This window comes from Solwaraspora sp. WMMA2101, assembly GCF_049179175.1.
GTDB lineage: Bacteria > Actinomycetota > Actinomycetes > Mycobacteriales > Micromonosporaceae > Micromonospora_E.
In genome coordinates, this window is record NZ_JBMHMA010000006.1 from 4,486,396 (window position 1) to 4,509,649 (window position 23,254).

24 protein-coding genes are annotated in these 23,254 nt (G+C 71.4%); 7 read left to right on the forward strand and 17 right to left on the reverse strand.

What is annotated here, in order from left to right:
* Positions 1-82: 82 nt before the first annotated feature.
* Positions 83-823, reverse strand: a complete 741-nt coding sequence (locus ACN28F_RS21415) for a Crp/Fnr family transcriptional regulator (RefSeq protein ID WP_289209703.1) — start codon at positions 821-823, stop codon at positions 83-85.
* A gap of 110 nt (positions 824-933) precedes the next feature.
* The gene (locus ACN28F_RS21420; protein WP_289209704.1) at positions 934-2,094 is read right to left on the reverse strand and encodes an LCP family protein; all 1,161 of its coding nucleotides are present in this window, start codon (positions 2,092-2,094) and stop codon (positions 934-936) included.
* A 246-nt stretch (positions 2,095-2,340) separates the two neighbouring features.
* On the opposite strand from ACN28F_RS21420, the gene ACN28F_RS21425 reads away from it, so the two are divergent.
* On the forward strand, positions 2,341-2,610 hold the full coding sequence (locus ACN28F_RS21425) for a GlsB/YeaQ/YmgE family stress response membrane protein (protein ID WP_289209705.1): 270 nt from the start codon (positions 2,341-2,343) through the stop codon (positions 2,608-2,610).
* 60 nt (positions 2,611-2,670) lie between these two features.
* Here ACN28F_RS21425 and ACN28F_RS21430 read toward each other — a convergent pair whose 3' ends face one another.
* Positions 2,671-3,828, reverse strand: coding sequence for a tetratricopeptide repeat protein (locus tag ACN28F_RS21430; protein WP_289209706.1), 1,158 nt, complete (start codon positions 3,826-3,828; stop codon positions 2,671-2,673).
* A 114-nt stretch (positions 3,829-3,942) separates the two neighbouring features.
* On the opposite strand from ACN28F_RS21430, the gene ACN28F_RS21435 reads away from it, so the two are divergent.
* Positions 3,943-5,571: a PQQ-dependent sugar dehydrogenase gene (locus ACN28F_RS21435; RefSeq protein ID WP_421359410.1), complete on the forward strand. Its 1,629-nt coding sequence runs from the start codon at positions 3,943-3,945 to the stop codon at positions 5,569-5,571.
* 25 nt (positions 5,572-5,596) lie between these two features.
* Here ACN28F_RS21435 and ACN28F_RS21440 read toward each other — a convergent pair whose 3' ends face one another.
* From ACN28F_RS21440 to ACN28F_RS21470, 7 genes are read right to left on the reverse strand one after another with little or no spacing between them, the layout of a single operon-like run.
* Positions 5,597-6,043 (reverse strand): hypothetical protein, encoded by a 447-nt coding sequence (locus ACN28F_RS21440; protein WP_289209708.1) that lies wholly within the window; start codon positions 6,041-6,043, stop codon positions 5,597-5,599.
* A 41-nt stretch (positions 6,044-6,084) separates the two neighbouring features.
* On the reverse strand, positions 6,085-6,462 hold the full coding sequence (locus tag ACN28F_RS21445; RefSeq protein ID WP_421359412.1) for a DUF2470 domain-containing protein: 378 nt from the start codon (positions 6,460-6,462) through the stop codon (positions 6,085-6,087).
* A complete protein-coding gene (locus ACN28F_RS21450; protein ID WP_289209710.1) occupies positions 6,459-7,136 on the reverse strand; it encodes a heme oxygenase (biliverdin-producing) in 678 nt (225 codons plus the stop codon). Before ACN28F_RS21450 ends, ACN28F_RS21445 begins: the two co-directional genes overlap by 4 nt.
* On the reverse strand, positions 7,133-7,981 hold the full coding sequence (locus ACN28F_RS21455) for a heme ABC transporter ATP-binding protein (RefSeq protein WP_289209711.1): 849 nt from the start codon (positions 7,979-7,981) through the stop codon (positions 7,133-7,135). Before ACN28F_RS21455 ends, ACN28F_RS21450 begins: the two co-directional genes overlap by 4 nt.
* The gene (locus tag ACN28F_RS21460; RefSeq protein ID WP_289209712.1) at positions 7,978-9,027 is read right to left on the reverse strand and encodes a FecCD family ABC transporter permease; all 1,050 of its coding nucleotides are present in this window, start codon (positions 9,025-9,027) and stop codon (positions 7,978-7,980) included. The genes ACN28F_RS21455 and ACN28F_RS21460 overlap by 4 nt, the downstream gene beginning before the upstream one ends.
* A gap of 5 nt (positions 9,028-9,032) precedes the next feature.
* Complete coding sequence (locus tag ACN28F_RS21465) at positions 9,033-10,064, reverse strand: heme/hemin ABC transporter substrate-binding protein (RefSeq protein ID WP_289209713.1); 1,032 nt, start codon at positions 10,062-10,064, stop codon at positions 9,033-9,035.
* Entirely contained in the window at positions 10,061-10,951 is an 891-nt protein-coding gene (locus ACN28F_RS21470; RefSeq protein WP_289209714.1) for a hypothetical protein, read from the reverse strand. The genes ACN28F_RS21465 and ACN28F_RS21470 overlap by 4 nt, the downstream gene beginning before the upstream one ends.
* A 217-nt stretch (positions 10,952-11,168) precedes the next feature.
* Between ACN28F_RS21470 and ACN28F_RS21475 the strand changes: the two genes are divergently transcribed.
* The 3 genes from ACN28F_RS21475 to ACN28F_RS21485 all read left to right on the forward strand — a co-directional run bounded on the left by ACN28F_RS21475 (position 11,169) and on the right by ACN28F_RS21485 (position 14,876).
* Positions 11,169-12,677, forward strand: coding sequence for an HtaA domain-containing protein (locus tag ACN28F_RS21475; RefSeq protein WP_289209715.1), 1,509 nt, complete (start codon positions 11,169-11,171; stop codon positions 12,675-12,677).
* 214 nt (positions 12,678-12,891) lie between these two features.
* Positions 12,892-14,004, forward strand: a complete 1,113-nt coding sequence (locus ACN28F_RS21480; RefSeq protein ID WP_289209716.1) for a WxL protein peptidoglycan domain-containing protein — start codon at positions 12,892-12,894, stop codon at positions 14,002-14,004.
* Positions 14,001-14,876 carry a hypothetical protein gene (locus ACN28F_RS21485; RefSeq protein WP_421359416.1) on the forward strand — a complete coding sequence of 292 codons (876 nt, stop codon included), beginning with the start codon at positions 14,001-14,003 and terminating at the stop codon, positions 14,874-14,876. The genes ACN28F_RS21480 and ACN28F_RS21485 overlap by 4 nt, the downstream gene beginning before the upstream one ends.
* A 148-nt stretch (positions 14,877-15,024) precedes the next feature.
* Here ACN28F_RS21485 and ACN28F_RS21490 read toward each other — a convergent pair whose 3' ends face one another.
* Positions 15,025-16,647 (reverse strand): RICIN domain-containing protein, encoded by a 1,623-nt coding sequence (locus ACN28F_RS21490; protein ID WP_421359418.1) that lies wholly within the window; start codon positions 16,645-16,647, stop codon positions 15,025-15,027.
* A 252-nt stretch (positions 16,648-16,899) separates the two neighbouring features.
* On the opposite strand from ACN28F_RS21490, the gene ACN28F_RS21495 reads away from it, so the two are divergent.
* Positions 16,900-17,814 carry an SDR family oxidoreductase gene (locus tag ACN28F_RS21495; RefSeq protein ID WP_421359420.1) on the forward strand — a complete coding sequence of 305 codons (915 nt, stop codon included), beginning with the start codon at positions 16,900-16,902 and terminating at the stop codon, positions 17,812-17,814.
* A 12-nt stretch (positions 17,815-17,826) separates the two neighbouring features.
* On the opposite strand, the gene ACN28F_RS21500 is transcribed toward ACN28F_RS21495, so the two are convergent.
* Complete coding sequence (locus tag ACN28F_RS21500; RefSeq protein ID WP_289209719.1) at positions 17,827-18,798, reverse strand: helix-turn-helix transcriptional regulator; 972 nt, start codon at positions 18,796-18,798, stop codon at positions 17,827-17,829.
* Positions 18,780-19,550 (reverse strand): precorrin-6A synthase (deacetylating), encoded by a 771-nt coding sequence (gene cobF / locus ACN28F_RS21505; protein ID WP_289209720.1) that lies wholly within the window; start codon positions 19,548-19,550, stop codon positions 18,780-18,782. The genes ACN28F_RS21500 and cobF overlap by 19 nt, the downstream gene beginning before the upstream one ends.
* A 166-nt stretch (positions 19,551-19,716) precedes the next feature.
* Here cobF and ACN28F_RS21510 point away from each other — a divergent pair, with 166 nt between their 5' ends.
* Positions 19,717-19,935, forward strand: a complete 219-nt coding sequence (locus ACN28F_RS21510) for a hypothetical protein (RefSeq protein WP_282229254.1) — start codon at positions 19,717-19,719, stop codon at positions 19,933-19,935.
* Positions 19,936-19,966: 31 nt separating this feature from the next.
* On the opposite strand, the gene ACN28F_RS21515 is transcribed toward ACN28F_RS21510, so the two are convergent.
* The 4 genes from ACN28F_RS21515 to ACN28F_RS21530 all read right to left on the reverse strand — a co-directional run bounded on the left by ACN28F_RS21515 (position 19,967) and on the right by ACN28F_RS21530 (position 23,157).
* A complete protein-coding gene (locus tag ACN28F_RS21515; RefSeq protein WP_289209721.1) occupies positions 19,967-20,935 on the reverse strand; it encodes a TIGR03557 family F420-dependent LLM class oxidoreductase in 969 nt (322 codons plus the stop codon).
* Positions 20,936-21,014: 79 nt separating this feature from the next.
* Complete coding sequence (locus ACN28F_RS21520; RefSeq protein ID WP_289209722.1) at positions 21,015-21,881, reverse strand: ion transporter; 867 nt, start codon at positions 21,879-21,881, stop codon at positions 21,015-21,017.
* Between the two features lie 81 nt (positions 21,882-21,962).
* Positions 21,963-22,412 carry a SitI3 family protein gene (locus ACN28F_RS21525; protein WP_421359423.1) on the reverse strand — a complete coding sequence of 150 codons (450 nt, stop codon included), beginning with the start codon at positions 22,410-22,412 and terminating at the stop codon, positions 21,963-21,965.
* 16 nt (positions 22,413-22,428) lie between these two features.
* Positions 22,429-23,157, reverse strand: a complete 729-nt coding sequence (locus tag ACN28F_RS21530) for a hypothetical protein (RefSeq protein WP_289209724.1) — start codon at positions 23,155-23,157, stop codon at positions 22,429-22,431.
* Positions 23,158-23,254: the final 97 nt, after the last annotated feature.

The following is a 23,254-nucleotide window of genomic DNA, read 5'->3' on the forward strand; positions in this document are numbered from 1 at the left end:
GACTATGCACCCTCGACGGACCGCAGCCGCCTGAACAGGGCGCTACTTGATCGACAGTTGGGGGTGCCGTCGACCTGTTCGGTCAGCGGCGGCGGTCCGGGTCGTCGTCGGGGCGCGGCTGTCGTCGTCCGTTGTCGTCGTACGGCCGGGCGCGGTATCCGATGGTCGCGAGTCGATCGACGTCGAGTAATTCGAAGCGGCGTGGTGCGGTGCGCAGCAGGCCGTCGCGACGCAATTCGCTGATCGCGGTTACCACCGCGTTGCGGGAGGCGCCGATCAACTGCGCCAGGCCGTCCTGGGAGATGCCGAGATCGAGGACGGCCCGGCGGGGTCCGTCCGGGCCCGCCTTCGCGAGTCGCAACAGGGCCCGGACCAGCCGTTGTGGCACCGGCAGGGAGGCGATCTCCACGCGTTGTTCGTCGGACTCGCGTAGTCGCGCGTTGGTGTACCGGCGCAGCGCCACGTGCAGCCCCCGCTCCTCGACCAGAGTGAGGAACTGTTCGTTGGTGAGTTTGCGGGCGGTCATCTGACTGAGCACCGAGACACTGGCCGACCGGGGCGTTCCGTCCAGCGCCGCGATGTCGCCCAGCAGGTCGCCGGTGGAGCGTACGGTCAACATGGTTTCACTGCCGTTGGCTTCGGTGCGGTACACCTTGGCCGCACCGGAGACCAGGACGAAGACGTCGCGGCTCTGGTCGTCCTGCAGGAAAAGCCCCTGTCTGCGCCGGATCTGCACGAGCTGACCGGCCTGCTGCAGCGCCTGCCAGTCGGTGGCGGTGATGTGATCGGTGAAGCTGACCCGTACCGGGTATGCGGCGGCCATGCGCACACCGTACCGATGTGGACGGAACGGAGGAAATCACGGTGACGTATGTCCGCGGGTGTCGTAGGGACAATTTCCCCCACCCGTACGGACGCGGCAGCGGTCCGACGTCAGTCCTGCTGGACGGCGTCGGGATTGGCCAGCAGGTAATCGTCGAGGGTGCCGGCGCGGACGGCGTCGAACATCTCCAGGCTCTCCGGGGTGAGCCGCTCGGCCGCCGTACTGCTGAATCCGGCCGGGTTGAACTCGCCGCCGTTGGTCTTCACCATGATCAGGTCATTGGCGGTGACCCCGCGCAGGGTGAACACGAAATCCGCGATGGGGATCCCGCCGGTGTCGAGGACGAACGCTTTGCCCGCCGCCGTGATCACCCGGTCGATCCTGGCCAGGTCGGTCAGTACGCCGGTGCTGCTGGCCTCCTGCACCATGGCCTTGATCAGCTGTCGCTGGTGGCGTTGCCGGTCGTAGTCGCCGTTGGGTAGGCCGTACCGCTGGCGGGAGTAGTCGAGGGCCTCCCAGCCGGCCATCCGCTTGCAGCCCACCTCGTGCCAGAGCTCCTCGCCGCCGCCCACCTCACGGGCCTCGGCCAGCCACGTCGGCGTGCCGTCGACCAGGCGCATGTGCTGCGACATGACCCGCTGGTCGACGCACATCTCGACGCCACCGAGCGCGTCGATCACGTCGCGGAAGCCGCCGAAGTCGATGATCGCGGCACCGTCGAACTCGATCCCGGTGAGCTCCTTGAGGGTGAGTGCGACGAGCTGGGCCCCGCCGGCCCGGCCGGCACCGTTGCGGGATCCGGCGAAGAACGCGTCGGTGATCTTCGACTCGCCGCCGGGATGGTCGCTCGGTGCGAACGCCGGCACCTCGACCCAGGTGTCCCGGGGCACCGAGATCAGGTACGCCTGGTCGTGGGTTTCCGGGATGTGCAAAATGATGATCGTGTCGGACCGCATCTCGCCGGGGCGGCTGCCCCGCTCGTCGACGCCGAGCAGCAGCATCGTGACCGGTCCGTCGAGTGCCTCGCCCGGCTCCTCGTCCTGTGCCGGCAGCCGTGCCGCGCCGGCCAGCAGGTCCTGCTGCTGGATCTGACCGGTGTAGCGCTCGACGAGGACCCGGCTGGTGACCAGGGCGGCGGCGCTGGTCGCCATCAGCAGGCTGCCGACGACCACGGTCAGCACCGCCCAGATCGGGGTACGCCGTTGCGGTCGCGACGCTTGCGCGGTCGGGGGGCTGCTCGGTGCGCTGGTGGTTGCGCCCGGTGCCGACATGCCAATGCTCCAGTCGAGGGGTGACGGGGCCAGGACACCGATGTCTTACCCCCGACCCTACGTCGTCAAGCTGCGAATTCACTGAGAAGTACCATGTCGTGAAACAGTCCACTGTGTTTGGACGCGGCGGCGGAGGGTCGACCGGCCCTGGTGTCGGTGGCCATCCGGTGGTTGCCTGGTGGTTGTCTGGTTCTGGCATGGTGGAAGGGCCGGCCAACCCGGTCAGGCGGCACAAGGAGGCAGCAGATGGAAATCGGCGGCATCTTCTCGGCACTGATCATCGGTCTCATCGTCGGGGCGCTCGGGCGGCTGGTGGTGCCCGGCAAGCAGGATCTGAAGATCTGGGTGACGCTGCTGATCGGGGTGGTGGCAGCCCTGCTCGGCACGCTCGTCGCGAGTCTGATCGGGGTGGCCGACACCCGGGGGCCCGACTGGATCGAGTTGGCGCTGCAGGTCGGCCTCGCCGCCGCCGGGGTGGCGGTCATCTCCGGTGCCAGCGCCCGCCGCAAGTCCTGACGTCAGCCGTAAGTCCTGACGCCCGCCGTAAGTCCTGACGTCAGCCGACGGTCCGCAGCGTCAGCCGACGCGGCCGGTCAGCCAGGTGCGCTCGATGGCGCCGAGATAGCGTTCGCGGTGTTCCTCCCGGGCCAGGGCCCGCAGCAGGAAGTCCATGTGGTCGCAGATCTCCCGGGCCCGGCGGGTCGACTGGCAGGTCTGGTAGAGCACCGCCGCGTGCAGGTCGGCCTCGGCGTAGTTGCCCCGCAGCACCTCGTCGGTCCAGCGGATCAGCGAGGTCCACATCGGCTTGATCTTCGCCCGGCGTTCACTGGAGTCGAGCCGGTTGATCGCCTCGGCCGAGCGGTCCCGGGCGTGTGGCAGCGCCTGCGCCTGGGCGGCGAGCAGGGCGAGGAAGAACGGCGTCGCGACCAGTTCGTGGTCCAGCCGGTTGGCCTGCTGGTGGGCGTCGCGCGCGGTGGTGAAGTCACCGTTGTCGCGCAGCAGCAGACCGAGGCAGTTCCAGTTCTGGGCGTCGTCGGGGCCGTGTTTGGTGGCGCTGCGTGCGTACGCGAGTGCCCGGTCGGGGTGGGCGTAGCGGTGCAGCAGGGCCAGGGCCCGCTCGGTCGCGTCCGCCGGCAGTTTGTACGCCATCGCGGTGGTGAGCTCCTCCTCGGCGGCGGCGTCCTCGCCGAGGTTGGTCAGTGACCGGCCCAGTCGGTAGCGCACCCGTGGGTTGCGCGGGTCGAGCTCCACCGCCCGGCGCAGGCACTCCACCGCCTTCTCGTAGTAGCCCTCCCAGTAGGCGGCCTCACCGAGGTTGAACAGGTAGGAGACCTCGACCTGGGTGGTCAGCCGGTGGTCGAAGTCGCTCAGCCGTGACTGCATGTCCTCGATGAGCAGGTGGACCTGCTCGGACTGACGTTCGGCACGGGTGACGGCGGTCTCGACCCGGCCGACCAGCGTGTCGGTCTGCCCGGACAGCGTCTCGGCCTGCAGGATCGCCCGGTCGGCCTGGGCGACGATCTCCTGGGCGACGACCCGTTGCCGGTCCAGTTCGAGCCGGGCGCGGGCCCCGGTGCGCCGGATGGTGCGTAGTTCCCGGACTCCGACGAAACCCGCCAGCACGAAGACGACTGTCAACGCGGTGACCAGTAGTGCAAAAGCCGCAATTATCCCACCGGACCAGGCGATGATCAGTTCGGCGATCTGGATCGGGTCGGGGGTGGCCGGCTCCATGTACCCAGCGTAACCACACTGTGCGCGTGATTGACTACTCTAAGTGGCCAAATTGATGCGCCGCCCGGTCGATGGGGGTGTGGCGATCGACCGGTCGGCCATAGGCTGACCGACATGAATATGAGAAAGCCTCGATATCTCGGGTCGGTGGCCCGCCGCGCGGGCACGGTCCTCGTCGCGACGTCGCTGCTGATGCTGACCCCCGCCGCCGGCCACGCCACGCCGTACACCGATCCGCACGTGGCGCCGCTGGCGGCGCCGCACACCGACGCGCACGTCGGTCCGCTCGCCGTACCGCTCGACCAGCTCACCGTGACCACCACGCAGGTCGCCTTCGGACTGCAGCGCCCGACCGCGATGGTCGCACCCGACGACGACAGCGACCGACTCTTCATCACCGAGAAGACCGGCCGGGTGCGGGTCTACCACCCGGACACCGGCCTCGCCGCCGCACCGCTGCTCGACCTCGGCGACCGGGTCGACACCAGCGGAAACGAGCGTGGCCTGCTCGGCATCGCCACCTCACCGGACTTCGCCACCGACCCGGTGATCTACCTGGCGTACACGGCGTTGCCCGACGGGGCGGTCACCCTGGCACGGATCGCCCTCGACGACCCCGGCCAGCAGCCGGTACCGGTGGACGAGGTGGAAGTCGTCCTCGCCCAGCCGCACGCCGAGTTCGCCAACCACAACGGCGGCCAGCTGGCGTTCGGCACCGACGGCTACCTGTACTGGAGCATCGGCGACGGCGGCGGAGCCGACGACGTGCTCGGCACCGGGCAGGACCTCGGCACCCTGCTCGGCAAGATCCTGCGGATCGACGTCTCGGCCCGCTGCGGCGAGCTGGCGTACTGCGTACCGGCGGACAACCCGTTCGTCGGCGACGCCGACGCCCGCGCCGAGATCTGGGCGTACGGGCTGCGCAACCCCTGGCGCTTCTCGGTCGACCCGGCCGACGGCTCGCTGTGGATCGCCGACGTCGGCCAGGGCCGGTACGAGGAGGTCAACCACCTGCGGGGGCAGCCCGGCGCCAATCTCGGCTGGTCCTGCCGGGAGGGCCCGGTCGAGTTCGACCCGCAGCGCTGCGACCCGGCCGCCGACTACGCCGACCCGGTCTTTCACTACCAGACCTCGGTCGGCGGCTGCGCGGTGATCGGTGGGCACGTCTACCGGGGCAGTGCGTCGGCCGACATCGCCGCCGGGACCTACCTGGCCACCGACTACTGCTCGGCGACGGCGTACGCGGTCCGACCGAGGGTCGACGGCGGGTACGACACGGCGGTCATCGGCGAACTGCCGATCCAACCCACCTCGATCGGAGTGGCCGCCGACGGCGAGTTCTACCTGGTCAACGACCTGCCGGGGCAGCTGCACCGGATCTCGTTCGGCGCACCGGAGCCGGAGCCCGGCTGCCAGGTCGGGTACCGGGTGGACAGCGACTGGGGTGCGGGCTTCAGCACCTCGGTCACGGTCGTCAACACCGGCGACGAACCGGTCGACGGCTGGTCCGTCGGCTGGACCTTTGCCGGCGACCAGCGGGTCGCGGTCGCCTGGAACGCGGTGGCGACGCAGGTCGGCCCGGCGGTGACCGCGACGAACGCGGCCTGGAACGGGACGATCCCAGCCGGCGGCAGGGTCGCCTTCGGGTTCCTCGGGGCCAGCGGCACCGGCGGTGGTGCCGGCCCGGCCCCGACCGACTTCACGCTCAACGGCGCGCCCTGCGCGCCGGCACCGGTCGGCTGACGCCCGCCAGGGTGGGCCGGTCGGGTCAGGTCAACGGCCTGGCGACGACCGGCTCACCGGGGGCGAAGGCCTGCGGGTCCAGCACGGCGATCGCACCACCGCCGAAGAATCCGTGGTTGACCAGCACCAGCCGGTGGCAGTCCGGATCGCCGGTGCGGTCGGGCAACTGTCCCGCCAGTGCCCGGACCTTCGTCGCCGACGACTCGTCGAGGGTGAATCCGTCCGGCCCCCAGACTCCGCTGACCTGGAAGAACTCCTGCTCGCTGCGCTGCCGGTCGCCGTTGAGCACGATCATCCGGTCGGAGCCGGTCAGCGCGCTCGACGCCTCGTTGAGCCCCCACGCCGAGTAGGTGGCCGTGCCCGACTCAGGGGCCTCGCCGATTCCGATGCCGGTGCATCCGCCGAGCGCCAGCAGCGCGACGACCGCCAGGGTCAGCGCTGCGGAGAGACCGCTGCGTCGCGTCTGCGCCATGCGGTGATGGTTGCACAGAGTAGGTGATGCGGTGCGGCGTGTCAGGACTCTGCGTGACGGGCCGGTACGCCCAGCTGGGCGCACGCCTCCTGGTACATCCGGACCACCTCCCGGCGGACCTGCGCCCGCTCGGTCAACCGGTACGCGAACGGCACCCGCAGTGGGACCTCGGCCTCGTCGATGGTGGCGGCGAAGTCGATCCCGTCGGCGTCCAGCCCGGTCATCCGGGCCGCGCTGGCGGCCGGCGCGCCGCCGAGCGAACGGCAGATCAGCAGTGAGTCCGCCGCGTGGTCGTCGTTCATGTGGTGGGCGATCTGAGCGACGACGTCCGGGGTGAACGGACCGACGGACCGGTCCTGCGGCCGGTCGGCCGGCTGTTCCTGCGGCTGGTCCTGTGGCCGGTCGTGCGCCGCGGTCACGCCGCCGACTCCATCGACTCCGGCGTCGCCGGCTTCGGGTCGCCGTCGTGGCCCAGCTCGGCGAGGACCGCCGTGTTGTGCCGGTACGCCACGGCGACCTCGCCGACCAGGGCGGCCTCCGCCGTGACGTCCAACGGCAGGGCATCCAGCCGGGCCCGGTACGCGTCCTTGTAGGCGCGGGCGTCGTCGATGCCGGCGAAGTGGTAGAACGCCACCCCGCCCGCCGGGGTCAGGTCGTAGGCCCGCGCCACCTGCCGACCGATGTACAACCCACCGGAGAGGTCGCCGAGATAACGGGTGTAGTGGTGGGCGACGAACGCCGGCGCGAAGGTGAAACAGATTTCCTGCATCCGGGCGACGTAGCGGCGGGTCGCCAGGTTCGGGCTGATCCGGCCGGCCCAGTCCGGGCCGAGCAGGAACGCCAGGTCGGCTTCGAGCGCCGGCAACCGGGTCAGCCGGTCGTCGACGAAGCCACCGGCGACCAGGTCGTCGCGCATCGCCTCCGCCGCCTCCTCCAGCACCTGGTAGATGAAGTAGTGCTGGGCGACCAGGTCGGTGTAGCGCTCGCGGGGCAGCTCCCCGGCGACCAGCGCGGAGACGTACCGCTGTGACTCGGCCGCCTGATGGTCCTGCCAGCTGGCCGCCCGCAGCCGGGCGGAGAAGGTGTCGCTCATCGTGGGGGTTCCTTCCAGTTGTCGACGGTCAGGCCCTGCCGTCTCGGGACGACCAGCGGCAGCCCGGTGCCAGGGTGCGTCAGCACTTCGATGTCGTGCCGGTACACCTCGCTGAGCAGGTCGCCGGTGAGCACCTCGGCCGGTGGTCCGACGGCCCGCAGCCGGCCGGCCGACAGCAGCGCGATCCGGTCCGCGTAAGCGCCGGCCAGGCCGAGGTCGTGCAGCACCACCACGACCGCGTCACCGGCGGCGGCCCGCGCCCGGGCGATCCGCAGCACCAGCTCCTGATGGTGCAGGTCGAGCGCGGCGGTCGGCTCGTCGAGCAGCAGCGCGGTCGCGCGCTGGGCGAGCACCCGGGCCAGCGCGGCGCGGGCCTGCTCCCCGCCGGAGAGCGAGGTGAAGGTACGGCCGGCGAACTGCGCCACGTCGGTGGCCCGCAGACAGTCGTCGACGATCTCGTCGTCGGAGGCCTCGGCGGCCGACCCGGCCCACGGTGCCCGGCCCATCCGGACCACCTCGGCGACGGTGAACGGGAACGACAGGACGCTGCGTTGGGTCAGTACCGCCCGCCGCAACGCCAGCTCGACCGGCGTCCAGGCGTTCAGCGCGGCACCGTCGACGCGGACCGTCCCGGCGGTCGGCGACACGTCACCGCCGACGACGGCAAGCAGGGTCGACTTGCCGGCACCGTTGGGACCGACGAGGGCGACCACTTCGCCAGTGTGGACGACGAGGCCGACTTCGTCGAGGACCGTACGGCCGCCGAGTCGTACCCGCAGCCCGTCGACCTCGATCAGTGGGGTGCCGACCGGGTGCCCGGCGGGCATCCTCGGCGGCCGGGTCACCCCCAACCTCCGGCGCGGCGGCGGGTCCGGCGCAGCAGCCAGAAGAAGGCCGGGCCGCCGACCACGGCGGTGAGCACCCCGAGCGGCAGCTCCTGATACTCGACGACGGTACGGGCGGCCAGGTCGGCGGCGATCACCACGATCGCGCCGCCCAGCGCGCTGGCCGGCAGCAGTACCCGGTGGCCGGGGCCGGCGACCATCCGGACCAGATGCGGCACCACCAGGCCGATGAAGCTGATCACGCCGGTGAAGGCGACGGCGGCCGCACCGAGCAGCGCGGTCACCACGATCAGCCGTACCCGCAGTCGTTCCACGTCGACGCCGAGGTGGCGGGCGGAGCGTTCGCCGAGGGCGAGCAGGTCCAGTTTGCCGGCCGAGGTGAACGCGGCGGCCAGCCCGACGATCAGGCAGGGCAGGGTGACCGCGACGGCGTTCCAGTTGGCCTGGGCCAGGCTGCCGAGGTTCCAGAAGGCGATCGCCTGCACCCCGGCGGCGTCGGTGACGAACATCAGCAGTCCGATGGTCGCCCCGGCGACGGCGTTGACCGCGATCCCGGTCAGCACCAGGGTGACCACCTCGGTGCGGCCGTCGGCCCGCGACAGCGCGTAGACCAGGTAGGTGGTGGCCAGCCCACCGGCGAACGCGGCGGCGGCCAGGGTCCAGCCGCCGAGGGCGGTGACCCCGGTGACGATGGCCAGCGCGGCACCGACGGCGGCTCCGGCGGAGACCCCGATGACGCCGGGTTCAGCCAGCGGGTTGCCGAAGACGCCCTGCATGACCGCGCCGGCGCAGCCGAGGGCGGCGCCGACGATCGCGGCCAGCACGACCCGGGGGAAGCGGACGATCCACAGGGCGTTCTCGCCGTGCGGAGCGGTCGGCAGGGCGCCGACCTCCAGGCCGAGCCGGTGCAGCACCGAGGCGAGCACCTCGGCCGGGGCGATCTGCACCTGGCCGGTGCCGGCGGCGACCACTCCGACCGCCAGCAGCGCGCCGACGAGTGCGGTGAGCAGCAGCGGCCGGCGGGCCGCGAGCACGGGTGCGGTCACCGGGCTCACCGGCATTCGTGGATGGCGCGGGCGAGGGCCTGGATCGCCCTACCGGTACGGGTGCCGAAGTTGAGCAGCACGGTGTCGTCCATGTCGACGACCCGTCGCTGCTGGCCGGCCGGGGTCTGGGCGACGCCGGGCATGGCGACCAGCCCGTCCACGCCACCGACCGATTCGAGACCCTTGGTCATCACCAGGATGACGTCCGGTGCGGCGTTGATCAGGCCTTCGCTGGTCAGCGGCCGGAACCGTTCCAGCCCGATGGCGGTGCCGGCGTCCTCGCCCCCGGCGGCGTCGATCATCGCGTCGGAGCCGGCGCCCTTGCCGCCCATCAGGTACACCCCGGCGGTGCCGCGCAGGTAGAGGAAGGCGACCCGGGGCCGGTCGGCGTCGGGGTCGACGCCGTCGCGGGCAGCGGCGATCTCGCCGTCGACCCGGGCGACGAGCGTCTCACCGGCGTCGGCGACGCCGAGTGCGGCCGCGACCTCACGGATGTGCACCGGTACGGCGGCCAGGCTCTGCTCGTCGCCGATGCGGACCACCGGGATACCGGCGGTGCGCAGCTGGTCGAGCACTTCGGGCGGGCCGATGCTGTCGTCGAGCAGCACCACGCTCGGGTCCAGCGACATGATCGCCTCGGTGGACAGGTCGTGCCCGCCGGGGGTGACCACCGGCAGGTCGGCGGCGGCCGGGAAGTCGGTGGAGGTGTCCCGCCCGACGACCCGGTCACCGAGGCCGAGGCTGAAGACGATCTCGGCGATGGATCCGTACAGGTTGACGGCCAGGATCCGGCTGGCGTCGGTGACGGTGACCCGGTCGCCGGCGGCGTCGGTGACGGTGACCGGCAGCACCGGCGTGGGGGCCGGGTCCAGCGGGGTCACGTCGGCGTCGGCGACGGTCGCGGTGACCGGGCCGCAGCTGACGGCGGTGCCGGTCGGGTCGGCGTCGGCCGTGGCGCAGGCGGCGACGCAGCCGGCGAGCAGGGCGCCGGTGAGCAGGGCGGCCAGCCGGCCCGGTCGGGTTCGGCGGGCGGTCACGACCGGCTCCGGCGGGTCCGGCGGCGGGCCGTCGACAGTCCGAGCAGGGCGAGTACGCCGAGCGCCAGCAGGATCAGCGTGCTGCGCCACCACTGGCCGGCCGGTCCGACGGTGCTGACCCGGGTGACGGCGAGCCCGGCCGGGTCGACGACGGTGGTCGTGCCGTCGTCGGTGGTCGGCGTACCGGTGCCGTCGAGGGTGGTGCCGTCGGTGGCGGCGGGGGCGGTGCTCGCCGTACCGCCGGTGGTGGGGTCGGCTGGTGCGGTGCCGGCGGTCCCGGTGCCGGCCCGGGTCGCCGCCGGGGCGGCCGAGGTACGGGCCGGGTCGCCGCCGGCGGGTGCGGCGCTGGTGCGCGCCGGTGCGGCGGCGGCCGCGAAGCTGACCGGGATCCGTACGTCCTGGCTGCGGTCGCTGCTGCGGGTGTGGTCGGCGCGGGTCACCACCGCGCAGGTGCGTACGGTGCAGTCGACGTCACCGATCTTCGTGGTGAGCGGGATGGTGACCTGGAACGACCCGCCGGCCCCGTACGGCACGGCCAGTCCTTCGCCGTACGACGGGGGGTTGCTGGAGATCCAGTGCGAACTGCCGCCGGTGCCGGAGGTGTCGACCCCACCGCCGCACGGCGTCGGCAGTTGCCCGTCGCCGTTGTCCACGCAGAAGCCGACGTAGATGCCCTTGGCGGTGTCGTAGCCGGTGCCGGTCACGGTGACGGTCTGGCCGGAGCGGCTGATTCCGCTGGACGTGGAGACGGTGAGCCGTTGGCCGCCGGATCCGGTGGCGGTGGTGTCGGCGGCGGCGGGTGCGGCCAGAGGTGGCGCGGCGAGTACGGCGATGGTGGCGATGGTGGCGGTCGCGACGACACGGCCGCTGACCAGCGGCGTAGGCATGGGTGATCCTTCCGACGGTCGCCGGTTGAGGTCTCAATGAAGGTTTGCCTAAGCTAAGTCACCAGCGCAGGTCAGGACAAGGGCCCGACCGGGTCGAAGATCAAGTACTCCCGCTGGTTCCGCTCGTCGTTAGGTATGGCTAACCTAACTTCGATCGCAGGCCGTGTCTACAGCAGAGTCTGAGCACGGTGAGTAACCATCCGGAAAGGACCAGTTGATGATCTCAACCAGAGCAGGTGCTCTGGGGCGACGGTCGGCGACCTGGGCGGCAGCAGCCGTACTCGGTGCCACGACCGCACTCGTCGGCGCCGCACCCGCCGTGGCCGCCCCGGCCGACATCACCGAGGGAAGCCTGAGCTGGGGCTTCAAGGCGTCGTTCCGCAACTACGTCGCACTGGGCAACGGCAACCCGCCGATCGCGGCGAGTGACGGTGCGTCGATCAACGCCGACGGCACCTTCGCCTTCCCCGCCACCGGCGGCAGCTACGACGCCGAGACCGGTGAGACGAACGCCACGTACGGCGGCACCATCGTCTTCTCCTACCCGGCACACATGTTCACCATCACCCTGGCCAACCCGACGGTGGCCGTCGCCGGCGGCACCGCGGTGCTCAAGGCGGACGTCGAACTGGAGAGCACCGCCTTCCCGCCGGTCGACGTCACCCAGGCCACGATCGCCGACCTCACCACCACGGACGCCAACCCGGTCGCCGACTCCGACGGCATCACCGGCACCGCCCTGGCGGCCGTCCTGACCACCGAGGGTGCCAGCGCCTTCGCCGGCTTCTACTCCGCCGGGGAATCGCTCGACCCGGTCTCCTTCACCGCAGCCACCTCCGGCGGCGGTGAGCCGGGCGCGCCGTCGGTGACCGTCACCCCGGACACCAGCGTCGACCCGGCCGGCGCGACGATTTCCGTCACCGGCAGCGGCTTCGACCCCGCAGCCAACGCCGCCGCCGGCATCTACGTGTCGTTCGGCCCGAAGGTCGACGAACACTGGACCAACGCCAGCGTTCTGCAGGTCACCAAGTGGGTTAACGCCACCAACACGCCGACCGACGCCCGGGACACGATGAACCCGGACGGCTCGTTCAGCACCACCCTGCCGATCAGCGCCCGGTACACCGACCGCAACGGCAACGCGGTCGACTGCACCGTCACCCAGTGCTACGTGATCACGTTCGCGGCGCGTGGTTCCGCCGACCGCAGCCAGGACACCTTCACTCCGGTCAGCTTCGCGGCACCGGCCGGTGGCGGCGACGCCAGCCAGCAGATCGCCGCGACCGTCCTGGCCGGCGGACCGCTCACGCTCAGCGTGGCCGGCTCGTCGGTCACCCTGCCGGCGGCGGCCAACGGTGCCGTCACCAGCGGTGCGCTGAACACCGCCACCGTGTCCGACCTGCGCGGCACCAACGCCGGTTGGAGCCTGGTCGGCCAGGTCGGCGACTTCGTGGCCACCGGCGACGCGACCATCGCCGCCGACAACCTCGGCTGGGCACCGAGCGCGTCCCCGGTGGACGATCCGCTGGTCGGAACGACCGGCACCGTCACCCCGGGTGCGGTGGCCGAACCGGGCGCGGGCCTGGGCACCGCCCGGGCGCTGTGCACCTCGGCGGCCGGCACCAGCGCCGGCAGCTTCACCTGCGGCGCGCAGCTCAACCTCGGCGTACCGGCCGCGGCGGTGCCGGGTGACTACACCGCGACCCTGACGCTGACCCTGTCCTGAGGATCAGCACCAGCTGACCTCTGAGCTGAGGATCAGCACCAGCTGACCTCTGAGCTGAGGATCAGCACCAGCTGACCTCTGAGCTGAGGATCAGCACCAGCTGACCTCTGAGCTGAGGATCAGCTCCAGCTGACCTCTGAACCGAGGATCAGCTCCACCGGCCGGTGCGGGCCGTGCGGCCCCGCACCGGCCACCGGCCCGACTGGAGTGCCCGATGTCCGCCCCGCCCATCCGCCGCCCGCCCCGTCGCCACGCCGTCATCGTCCTGCTGGCTGCCGGCCTGCTCACGCTGCCCGGCGCCGCCCCGGCCGTCGCACAGCCGGCCGACCCGGCCCCGGCCGACGCGGTGACCTGGGCGGTGCAACCGTCCGGCCCGGACGGGCCGACCGGACGCAACTACTTCGTCTACGACCTGGCCCCCGGCACCGAGATCACCGACCACGTCGGGATCAGCAACCTCGGCGACCAGGATCAGACCTTCACCGTGTACGGCACCGACGGTTTCCTCACCCCGGACGGCGCCTTCGCGCTGCTGCCCGCCGACGAACCGGCCACCGACGTCGGCACCTGGGTCCACTTCGACCAGCGGGAATTCGTCGTGCCGGCCGGCCAGCGGCGGGACATCGAGTTCCGACTGACCGTGCCGGCCAACGCCACCCCGGGTGACCACGCCGGCGGCATCATCGGCTCGCTGGTCCAGGTCCGTACCGCCGACGACGGCCAGCAGGTCGCCGTCGACCAGCGGGTGGCCGCCCGGATCTACCTGCGGGTCGACGGGCCGGTCCAGCCGTCGATCAGCGTCGAGTCGATGCGCATCGAGTACGACAACCCGGTCAACCCGCTCGGCGACGGCGACGCCGTCGTCACCTACCAGGTCCGCAACACTGGCAACATCCGGGTCGGCGGCACCGGTGCGGTGCTGCTGGCCGGCCCGCTGGGCTGGGACCTGGCCCGCACCGACCCGGTCGACCTGCCCGAACTGCTGCCCGGCAGCACCTTCACGGTGGCCGAACGGATCACCGGCGTACCGCCGGCGCTGCGGCTGACCGCCACCGTCGACCTCGCCCCGACCACCGTGGACGAGGCGCTGCCGCCGGTGACCCGGACAGCGAGCGCCTGGGCACCGCCGTGGCTGCTGCTCGCCGCGATCGCCGTACTCGCCGGTTGGCTCGCCGTCCGGCGCTGGCGCACCCGCCACGCGGCCGCGACCACCGACCGGGCCGCGAAGTCGGCCACCGGCCGGTCCGCCGAGTCTCCTGCCGACCCGGCAGCCGCATCTGGGCAGCCCGCGCCGTCGTCGGCCGCTGCGACCACCACCGCGCCATGACCGGTCGGCGGACCTCGGCGTGCGCCCTGGCCCTGGTCCTGGCCGCCGGTGCCGGCGGCCTGCCGTCCGCACCGGCGACCGCCACCGCGCCCCAGGTCGCCGTCGCACCGACCGACGCCCCCGTCGGCGCGCCGGTCACCGTCACCCTGACCGGCTGGCCGACCGGCACGGTGCAGCTGGAGATCTGCGGCAACCAGGCCCGGCGGGGCGCGCTCGACTGCGCCGCCGGGGCGGCCCGGCAGCTGTACGTCGCCGACCCGCAGCCGCTGGCCGCCCGGCTGACCGTCGCCGCGCCGCCGGTGGCCTGCCCCTGCGTGGTCCGGGCCCGGACCCTCGCCCCGGACGCGGCTGCCTCGGTGGTCGGTACCGCCGCGATCGACGTCACCGACCTGACCGCGCCGGTCGCCCCCGCCGGGCCCGACCGGACCGGGCTGCGGCTGACCGGGCTGAGCGTGGCCCCGGCCGAGCGGGACTGGGCGACCGTGTTCGCGCTGCGCGGCGAGATCGTCATCGACGTCGACCTGCGCAACGACGGCACCGCCGAGGTCGGTGCGGCACAGCTGTCCCTGTTGACCGGCCGACCCGGTCGTCCGACGTCGGTCGTCGAGGCGACCGACGTCGCGCCGCTGCCGGCGGGGCGGGGCACGACCGTACGGATCGTGGTGCCGGTCGACGGCCCGCTGTACGGCCGGTACGCCGTACAGGGGCGGCTGACCACGGCGGACCCGGTCGGCGACGCCGACGCGGTGGTGTTCGAGGTGCAGACCGAGCGGTATCCGTGGGGCTGGGCCGCCCTGGCCGGCCTGCTCGTTGTCGGGCTGCTGGTCCGGCAGACCGTTGGCTGGCGTCGCGACCATCGGTCGGCCAGCTGAGCCTTTCGAGCTGAGCCTCGCAGGCTGCGACGGCCATCCCGCCGTGCAGGCCGGCCGCCGGTCACCCCGCCGTGAACGTCGCCGGCGGCCGGCCACCGTGACGACGGTGGCCGGCCGCCGGCGCAGGTGCCGTACGGCGTCCGGACGGTCAGCAGCGGCTGATCGTCGAGTTGTTCAGCACGATGTTGCGGATCACGATGTTCTGCCCGCAGGGGCTCTCGGTGATCCGCGAATTGGTCAGGGTCAGGTTCTGCAGCGTGATGTCGCGCGACACCGGAAACTCGGTCCGCGAGGCGATCCGCACGTCCGAGCCGTTGACCGTGCCGGAGACCGCGGCGATGTTCACGTTGTAGCAGTTCTCCAACAGGATCGAGTTGCTCCCCGTACCGGAGATGTCGATCCGGTCGATGACCGCGCCGCCGGACTCGGACACGCAGAAGATGCCCCGCCCGCCGCCGCGCGCGACGACCGTACCGACCCGGATGTTCGTCGGGTAGCTGTCGCCGACCCGGCCGTTACGGTTGGCCATCCGGAACCCGGCGTACCCGGTGCCGGTGCCGGCGCCCTGGGCGTCGACCGTGCCGACGGTCGCGTTGATGGTGTCGTTGAGCAGCAGCCCGGAGTAGCCGGTGTTGCGGGCGGTGACGGTGCCGACGGTCAACCCGTCCACGCCGTACGTCTCGACCCCGTGGCTGCTGGTGCCCTGCACGTACACGTTGTCGATCCGCACGTTGCGGGAGCGCTGGCTGCGGTCGCCGTGGTTGTCGATCCGGATACCCAGGCCGGCGGAGACCCGGATGTCGATCTGGCCGAGGGTGATGTTGTTGCCGTTGCGGACGAAGATCCCGTACAGCGGGCTGCCGGTGATGTTCAGGCGGGTGACCTCGACGTCGGTGACGCCCCGGGCGTACACCACGGCCTGGTCACCGGAGCCGGAACCGGTCACGTTGACGGTGCCGCAGACCTCGAGCGTGGTGTACGACGGCAGGGACAGTCGGGAGCCGGCGCTGATCGATCCGGAGCCCCGGACGATCACCTTCTGCTTGCTGGTGCGCCCAGCCGACAGGCTGTTCACCGCCGCCTGCATGGCCGACAACATGCTGCTACCGGTGTAGAGGGTGCTGCCGCCGTTGCGTGCGGTCCAGGTGGATCCGTTGAGGACGGCCTCGGCGTTGAACCCGCCGGAGCCGCAGCCGCCGGCCGGCGGCGGGGTGGTCGGCGGTGGGTTGCCGCTGCCGACCCGGACCATCTGCCACTGCTGGTTCCAGCCGCCGACATCCTGATACTGGGAGATGATCCCGCCGTCGGCGGTGGACCACTCCCACACGTCCAGGGCCTTGCTGGTGTGCCGGTTGACGAAGCGGACGTAGCCGCTGTCGGAGTCGCGGACCCCGAAGTGCTGGCGGGTGGTGCCGTTGTCGGAGTTCTGGATCAGCTGGGTGCCGTCGTTGGCGTTCGGTAGCTCCAGGAACTTTCCGCTGTGCCGGGACCGGATCTTGTAGTAGCCGTTGCCGGCGTCGACGAACTGCCACTGCTGGACCGCCAGGTCGTTACGGGTCCACTGGACGATCGGGGCGCCGTCGGAGGTGGCCCAGTTGTACAGGTCGATCGCCTTGCCGCTGTGTCGGCTGACCAGCACGTACCAGGCGCTGGTGTCGACGGTGGCGGCAGATGCGGGCGTCAGGCCGACCGCGGCGCCCGTGGCGACCATGGCGGTCGTCGCCAGCGCGACGATGCCGGTACGCCAGCGCCGCCATCTGGTGGCTGTCATTGGATCCTCCCGGAGGTACTGGACGGTCGCTGGAGGCGCTCCCACGGCAGCGCGTCAGGAAAGGGTTTTCCCAGCGTTACGGCAATGTATCGAAGGGTTTCAATCCCGTCAACCTAACCACCTCGCCCCGCCCCACGCTCCCGACGATCTTGCGCTTGTCGTTGAACAAACGCGACATATCTTCTCGATAAGTGCAAGATCGACGCGGAAAGGTGACGTCGGTTGTCAGGTTTTGTTGGCACCGTCGGCACCATGGACACACCACTGACTGGTAGGACCGCGCTGGTGGCCGGGGCGACCCGCGGCGCCGGCCGGCAGATCGCGGTGCAACTCGGCGCCGCCGGTGCCACCGTCTACGTCACCGGGCGGACCACCCGCGAACGGCGTTCCGAGATGAACCGCCCGGAGACCATCGAGGAGACCGCCGAGCTGGTCGACGCCGCCGGCGGCGTCGGCATCGCGGTCCCCACCGACCACCTGGAGCCCGACCAGGTCCAGGCACTGGTCGAGCGGATCGACCGCGAACAGGGCAAGCTGGACGTGCTGGTCAACGACATCTGGGGGGCCGACCATCTGACCGACTTCGAATCACCGGTATGGAAGCAGCCACTGGACAGTGGCCTACGGTCGCTGCGGCTGGCCATCGACACCCACCTGATCACCAGCCACTACGCGCTGCCCCTGCTGATCCGCCGACCGGGTGGGCTGGTCGTGGAGATGACCGACGGCACCGCCGACTACAACGGCACCCACTACCGGGAGTCGATCTTCTACGACACCGCCAAGAACGCCGTTCTGCGGCTGGCCTTCGCCCAGGCACAGGAGCTGCGGCCGTACGGAGGAACGGCGGTGGCGCTCAGCCCCGGCTGGATCCGGTCCGAGGCGATGTTGGAGCACTTCGAGGTGACCGAGGCGAACTGGCGCGACGGCACCGCCAAGGATCCGCACTTCGCCATCTCCGAGACACCGGTCCTGGTCGGCCGGGCGGTCGCCGCGTTGGCGGCCGATCCGCAGGTGGCCCGGTTCACCGGACAGTCGCTGTCCAGCGGACAACTGGCCAAGGAGTACGGCTTCACCGACGTCGACGGCAGCCAGCCGGACGCGTACCGCTACATCGTCGAGGTGGTGGAGACGGGCCGGCCGGCGGACACCACCGGCTACCGCTGACCCCACCAGCGGTCAGTCGGCGGCGTAGAGGGCGGTGAGTCGGGCGGCGGCAGCGCGCATCCGGTCCCGCAGCGCTGCCGGCGCGAGCACCTCCACCTCCGGTCCGAGCGCCTGCAACTGGCTGAACGCCACGTCGGGCGACTCGACGGGCAGCCGGGTGTGCACCCAGCCCTGCCCGTCGGGTGGCCCGGCCGCCGCCACCGCCACCTGGGCGGCCGGCTCCTCGACCGCCCAGCGCAGTGCCCGCAGGCCGGCCGGGCTCAGCCGTACGGTGACCTGGGTCGCGAGCACCCGGCGGACGAACTCGGCCGACCGCCGCGCCCACACCTCGCCGAGGTCGAAGCCGTCCGCCCGGGTGAACGTCGCCCCGGTCGCGACGACCGTGGCGATCCGGTCCACCCGGTAGATCCGGTGATCGTCGTCGACGGCGGCCACCAGGTACCACCCGCCGTTCTTGAGCACCAGACCGTACGGCGCGACCGTCCGCGACACCTCTGCGTCGCCCCGGCGGTAGTCCAGCCGTACCACCTGATCCTGCCAGACGGCGCGGGCCAGCACCGCCAGCGCGGGCGGTGGCTGCGCCGACCGGAACCAGCCGGGCGCGTCCAGGTGGAACCGCTGCCGGGCCCGGCCGGCGGCGTCGCGCAGCCCGGCCGGCAGCGCGGCGGTCACCTTCAGCTGGGCCACCCCGAGCGCCTCGGCCAGTCCCATGTCCCCGGCCGGCCCCGGCAACCCGGACAGGAACAGCGATTCGGCTTCGGCCCGGCTCAGCCCGGTCAGCCGGGTCCGGTAGCCGTCGAGCAGCCGGTAGCCGCCGGCCCGGCCCTGGTCGGCGTAGACCGGCACCCCGGCGGCGGACAGCGCCAGCACGTCGCGGTAGATGGTGCGTTCGGAAACCTCCAGCTCGCGGGCCAGCTCGGCGGCGGTCATCGACTCCCGTGCCTGCAGCAGCAGGACCAGCGAGATCAGCCGGGCAGCGCGCATCGGCGGAGCAGATAGGTGTCCATGATCCAGCCCTTGCGGCGGCGCGCCTCGGCGCGCGCGGTGACGATCCGGTCGGCGACTTCGTGCACCGGGCCGGCGACCAGGATCTCGTCGGGGGTGCCCAGGTAGGCGCCCCAGTAGATGTCCACCCGGTCGTCGGCGGTGAACCGGGTGAAGGCGCACTGCGCGTCGAGCATCACCACCAGGTCGTCGACGTCGGCCGGGAAGCCGTCGTCGGCGAGGCGGCGGCCGGTGGTGATCTGGACCGGCCGGCCGATCCGGTTCAGCGCGATCCGGTGCCGGGCGGTCAGCGTCGCGATGCTGCTGATCCCCGGGATGACCTGGTGGTCGAATTCGACGACGCCGCGCTCGCGCAGGTCGTCGAGGATGGCGAGGGTGCTGTCGTACAGCGCGGGGTCACCCCAGACCAGGAATGCGCCGCAGCCACCGTCGGGCAGGTCCTCGACCAGGTGCCGGGCGAAGCGGTCGGCGCGCCGGCGCCGCCAGTCCTGCACCGCCGCCGGGTAGGCCGCCGCGGTCCGGTCCCGCTCCGGGTCCGGGATCTCGACCAGCCGGTACGCCCCGGCGGTGTGCCGGCGCAGGATCTCCTGCCGCAGGGCGGTCAGATCCTGCTTGACCGGGCCCTTGTCGACGAGGAAGAACACGTCCACCCGGCGGATCGCGGCAACCGCCTGCGCGGTCAACTGGTCGGGGTCACCGGCCCCGATACCGATCACAAGAATCTCTCGCACCTGGCGAGTGTGCCCCACCGGCGGCGGGTCGGTCGCCGCGCTCTCGGCGTGGTGGCTACTCAGTGGTGTCCAGGTTTAGCGGTCGGTGGCCGCTTTTGAGCACAGTTTTGCGGCAATTGGTCGGACGGGGGAGGCGCGGGAGCCGGCGAACGGCAAGGATCGCAATATGAAGGTTCTCTTCCTGGGTGGCCCGTGGCACGACCAACGTCGCGAGGTGACCCCCCGCCGCCTCGCCGCTGCCGCGGACACCTTGCCTACGCAGTACACGGTGCCGCTGCAGTCTGGAGCCACGCCCGTCATCTACACCCGTCGCTACGCCCGCAGTCAGGGTGAGCGGCTGCCGGTCTACGTCGCCCCCGACTACTCCGGCCCGGCCCGCGCCTGACCTGCGGCGCGCAGCTGACGTGGAAGCTGGCCTACCGGCCGTTGTCGAGCCCCCGCAGCCGGTCGGCCAGCTCCCGCTCGAAGAAGTCCATGAATCCGTCCGGGTCGGGCCCGGCGTTCTGCAGCACGATGTGGTCGAAACCGGCGTCGACGTACGGTCTGACCGCTTCGAGGTGCACCGCCGGGTCCGGCCCCACGCTGAAGTGCCCGGCGATGTCGCCGGCGTCGACCATCGCCGAGGCCGCCTCGAAGTTGACCGGGTTGGGCAGCTCGCTCATCACCTTCCAGCCGGTCAGCGCCCACCGGCTGGACTCCCAGGCGGCCTTGACCGCCTGGTCGTCGTCGACCGCCCAGGCCATCGGCACCTCGGCGTACCGTGGCCCGGTGCCGCCGGCCTGCTGGAAGTGCTCGACGATCGACCCCTTCGGCTCGGTGGCGAACAGCCCGTCGCCGAGTTCGGCGGCCAGCCTCGCCGAGGCCGCCCCGCTGGCGGCGACCGCGATCACCGGCAACGTCTCCGGCAGGTCGAACACCCGGGCGTCGTCGAGCTGCAGGTGCCTGCCCTGGTACGAGTGGTAGCCGCCGGACCAGAGCAGCCGGATGATCTCCAACGCCTCGCGGAGTCGTTCGTGCCGTCCCTGGACGCTGGGGAACGGTTGACCGGTGACGTGCTCGTTGAGCCGTTCACCGGCGCCGACGCCGAGGGTGAACCGGCCGTCGGACAGCAACGCCATCGTCGCTGCGGCCTGCGCGACGATCGCCGGGTGGTAGCGCAGGCTCGGGCAGGTCACGCCGGTCGCCAGGCCGATCCGGTCGGTACGGGCGGCGATCGCGCCGAGCACACTCCAGGTGAACGGTGAGTGACCCTGGGAGTCCAGCCACGGGTGGAAATGGTCGCTGATCTCGACGAAGTCGAAGCCGACCTGTTCGGCCCGGACCGCCTGGGCGATCAGCTCGGCCGGCCCGAACGCCTCGGTGGCCAGTTTGTACCCGATCCGCATGTCGTCTCCCGGTGGTCGCCCGCGCCACGTCCGATGTCCGTGGCGCCGTCCAGGGTCTCCCTACCCGTGCCCGACGGATCTATTCACGATCGCGGTCGATCCGCAGTTTGCGCTCCAGGCTGAGGATCGCGGCCCGCAGGTCGTCGAGTCGCTGGGCGACCACGACCCGGTCGATCTCGTCCGGTACGCCGTCGCCGTCGGCGTCGTAGTCCGGCCGCAGCCGCTCGGTCATCTGCAACTGCCGGGCCTCCTCCATCGAGTTGATGATCACCGCGACGAGCACGTTGACCAGGAGGTAGGAGGCGATCAGCACGTACGAGACGAAGTAGAGCAGGGTCCAGTCGCCGACCGCCCGGCCGGCGTCGATCGCATCCGGCAGGGTCTCCAGCGACAGCAGTACGAACAGAGTCAGCACCGCCCGACCGATGTTGCCGTAGTCGTCCGGGTAGTCGTCGGCGAAGAGCAGCCAGCCGACCATCCCGTACACGTAGAGGGTCAACACGGACAGTGCCAGGAAGCCCGCGACGCCGGGCAGGCTGCGGCCGATCCCGGTCACGATGGCCCGCAGCGCAGGAAAGAAGCGCACCACCCGGGGGACCCGGGCGATCCGGGCCAGCCGCAGCAGCGTCGATCCGGCCGGCAGGCCGGGCAGTACGGCGACCGCCACCACGATGAAGTCGAAGACGTTCCAGCCGTTGCGGAAGAAGTCCTGTGGTCGCCGGCCGTAGCTGGCGACGCGGATCGCGAGTTCGACGACGAAAACGGTGAGGAAGAGCGCTTCCAGGCCGGTCAGCGCACGGTCGGCGACCGCGTTGACCGACGGGTACGTACTCAGCCCCAGGGCGACCGCGTTGGCGAGGATGACGCCCACGACGACCAGGCCGAACGGGGTGGACTCGACCAGGTCGGTGCAGCGCCGGGCGAAGTCGGGGCGATCGGTCGGCACGTCCGGGGACTCTACCGGCGGCGGTCGCCGGGCTCGACGGGTCGATCCGTGGGCCGGACCGGTGGCTCGACGCGACGCCGGTCAGTCCAGGGGTCGGGCCGGGTGGTCGGCCACGACGGCGGACAGCGTGGGAATCTGTGCCCACCCGGGCCAGTCGCTGTTGAGCACGACCTGCCCGTCGGCGTGGCGCAGGACGGTCGCGGTGTCCAACTGCAGTACGGCGTCCGCAGGGTACGCCCGGAGCAGGGCGAGCACGGCGTCGATGATCTCCCGGGTCTCCCGGTCGGCGGTCTCGACGGTGTCGACCGAGCGGAGCCGCAACAGCGCACCGACCTTCGGCTCGGCGATGCCGGCGTCCTGCCCCGATTCGACCTCCTCGGGGTCGTCGACGATCCAGGCGGTCACCGCGAGGGATTCACCGCGCCCCAGCCCGAAGTCGGTGTGCTCGGCGTCGAACGCCGCCGCCAGCAGGGCGAGCACCTGTTCGCGGGTCACCTCGGCCGCGCTGTAGAGCCAGTATTCGTCCGCCACACGGGTCCTTTCGTCGTCACGGGTACAGGGCGATTACCCGGTTCCGCCTGATGGCCAGCACCTCACACAGCCCGGACACTGGTTTGCGGTGCAGGATCTGTCGGATGTCGTCCAGTTCGACGGGACTGTCGTCGAGGCTGAGTACGATTCGCTCTGCCTGGCCCTTCTTGATCTTGCGGCTGATCATTTTTCGGATTTCGCTGATCTTTTCCGTCGTGGGTGCGTAGCAGTCGAAGTATCGGCCTTCCAGCAGGTAATCCGGCTTCTTTCCGTTCGGTCGCTTCGGTGGGTTCTGTTCGAGGTGGTATCCGTACGCGGCGAGGACTTGTGCGCATTCGTTCTCCCGGCGCAGCCCGGTCTCCGGTTTCCTGGTCGGCCGCGCCGGCGTCGGCACACCCGATGGTGGCCGGGGGGCACCGGCGTGCGAGGGCAGGGTGGCCGTGCTGGTGACGGCCGAGAAGTCGGCGGCCCTGGGCCGCACCGGGATGCCCACCGCGCGGCAGTACTCCTCGATCGCGTACATCGCGGCGATGCTCGCCCGGTGGGCCTCGTCCAGTCGGCTCAATGCGCCGGCGACGTTGGCGACGGTCGTGTCGACCTCGTCGTTGCGGGAACCACGGGTCAGGTGAAGGAATTCATGCTGAGCCCTGGTCATTTTTCTGGACGTCCCGACGATTCGTGAACTGGTCCCGCTGACGTGTTCGAGGAACGCGTCGACAGCGCGGCCGACGCTGTCCAGGGTCATCTCAGACCGCGCCGGCGACGTCGGGTGCCATACCGGCGACCTTACGTCAGATCGTCCGACGCATGGAAGGTCTTCAACCTGTTGATCTTCTGTTCGT